Below are 1,775 nucleotides of genomic sequence, written 5' to 3' on the forward strand. Positions count from 1 at the left end.
GCCCCATGGATGGGCACGTCAATCCTCTGCTGATGCTCCGCGCCTTGGTGGACGCGTTCGTCCTCTCGGGCGGAAAACTGGTGACGGGGCAAAAGGTCAGAAGCATTGCGCCATCCGAGGGCGCCTACCGTCTGACGGCGGACCAGATGACGGTATCGGCGGAGCGAGTGCTCATCGCGGCCGGGAACGACTCGGCGGAATTCGCCGAGAGCCTCGACCTGCCCCTGAAGCTTACTCCCGAAAGGGGACAGATAATGGTGACCGAACGCGTGGCCCCGTTGTTCCCTTATGCATCGAACGGCCTGCGCCAGCATGTGACTGGGACTTTCCAGCTGGGTGTGACCCACGAAAAGGTGGGGCGATCCGTCGACGTGACATCGAACGGCGCGAACTACATCGCCAAGCGCGTAATGAGCATCATGCCCGACCTCGCGAATTTGCGTGTCGTCCGGCAATGGGCCGGATTGCGCGTGCTGACGCCGGACGGATATCCGATTGTAGACCGTTCGCGGAGCTATGCGGGGGTCCATTTCATCGCCTGCCATTCGGGCGTGACGCTCGTGGCTTTCCACGCCGGCCCCTTCGCCAAATGGCTGGCGGAAGGAGCGCCGGGCAATCCTTATGCCGACTTCAGCGGCAGCCGGTTCGATATCGGAGTTGCGGCATGACGAGTAAGGTCACCTTTCCGGCTGGGCCAGCCGTCGACATCACCATTGACGGCCAAATCATCTCGGCGCGCGAGGGTGAACCGCTGGCCGCCGTCTTCCTGCGGCTGGGCGACGTGCACACGCGTACCTCCTTTCAGTCCGGGCAGCACCGGGCACCCTTCTGCATGATGGGCGTCTGTTACGAATGCCTCGTCCATGTCGAGAACGTCGGCACCACCCGCAGCTGTCAGCAGGCGGTCGCTTCCGGCATGAAGGTCGAACGCTACGACCATCCGAAGGGGCTGAAATGAGCGTCCTCAGAAACTTCGACCTTGTCATTGTGGGCGCCGGTCCCGCCGGCATGGCTGCCGCGAGGCGGGCGGTCGAAGGCGGGCTGTCGGTCGTGGTCGTCGATTCCCAGTCTCAACCGGGCGGTCAGATCTGGCGCAATGCGTTGCGCAATGCGGCCAGTCCGGTCGTGGACGTTCTGGGCGCAGAATATCGACGCGGTATCCAGCAGATCCAGTCGTTCCTGTCCTGCGGCGCCGACTATGTTCCGGAGGCTCAGGTGAGCCGGCTCAACGAGGGTTGGGTCGTGGAGTACGTCAAGGATGGCGCGATCCACGCGCTGAAAGGAACCTGTCTGCTGCTCGCGACCGGCGCGCAGGAACGGCCTACTCCTTTTTCCGGCTGGACGCTGCCTGGCGTCATGACCGTGGGTGCCGCGCAGATCCTCCTCAAGACCGCAGGGCAATTGCCACAGGGGCCCGTGGTTGTCGCGGGAAGCGGCCCGCTTCCTCTCCTCTATCTCAAGCAGATGCGACTGGCCGGGGCGAGCGCCGCAGCCTATCTCGACACCACGCCTCGCGGGCTTCTGGGCCGCGCCTTCCGCAATGCGCAAGGGGCCGTGCGCAATCCGGGCCAGGTGCTCAAGGGGCTGGCCTGGCTTCCGATGTTCAATCGGATCGCTCACGTCAATCACGTGGTGCGGATCACCGCGAAGGGAAGTCGACGGCTGGAGGCTGTGGAGTTTGAACGCGCCAATGGCGAGGTGAGCCAGCTGGTGGCAAGAACCCTCCTCGTTCACGAGGGGCTCGTGCCCAACCACGAACTCGCGGTTTCCGCAGG

The 1,775-nt window shown here is 64.2% G+C and carries 3 protein-coding genes; all 3 read left to right on the plus strand.

The features are described from left to right. The first annotated feature begins 5 nt into the window (after positions 1-5). Complete coding sequence (locus EOA86_RS33285) at positions 6-668, plus strand: FAD-dependent oxidoreductase (RefSeq protein ID WP_245497456.1); 663 nt, start codon at positions 6-8, stop codon at positions 666-668. Further along, positions 665-958: a (2Fe-2S)-binding protein gene (locus EOA86_RS33290; protein ID WP_128345430.1), complete on the plus strand. Its 294-nt coding sequence runs from the start codon at positions 665-667 to the stop codon at positions 956-958. Before EOA86_RS33285 ends, EOA86_RS33290 begins: the two co-directional genes overlap by 4 nt. Continuing rightward, positions 955-1,775: FAD/NAD(P)-binding oxidoreductase (locus tag EOA86_RS33295; RefSeq protein ID WP_128345431.1), on the plus strand; the 821-nt coding region annotated here is incomplete at its 3' end. The genes EOA86_RS33290 and EOA86_RS33295, both read left to right, overlap by 4 nt.

The organism is Mesorhizobium sp. M5C.F.Ca.IN.020.32.2.1 (assembly GCF_004023105.1).
In the GTDB taxonomy this organism is placed as follows: domain Bacteria; phylum Pseudomonadota; class Alphaproteobacteria; order Rhizobiales; family Rhizobiaceae; genus Mesorhizobium; species Mesorhizobium wenxiniae.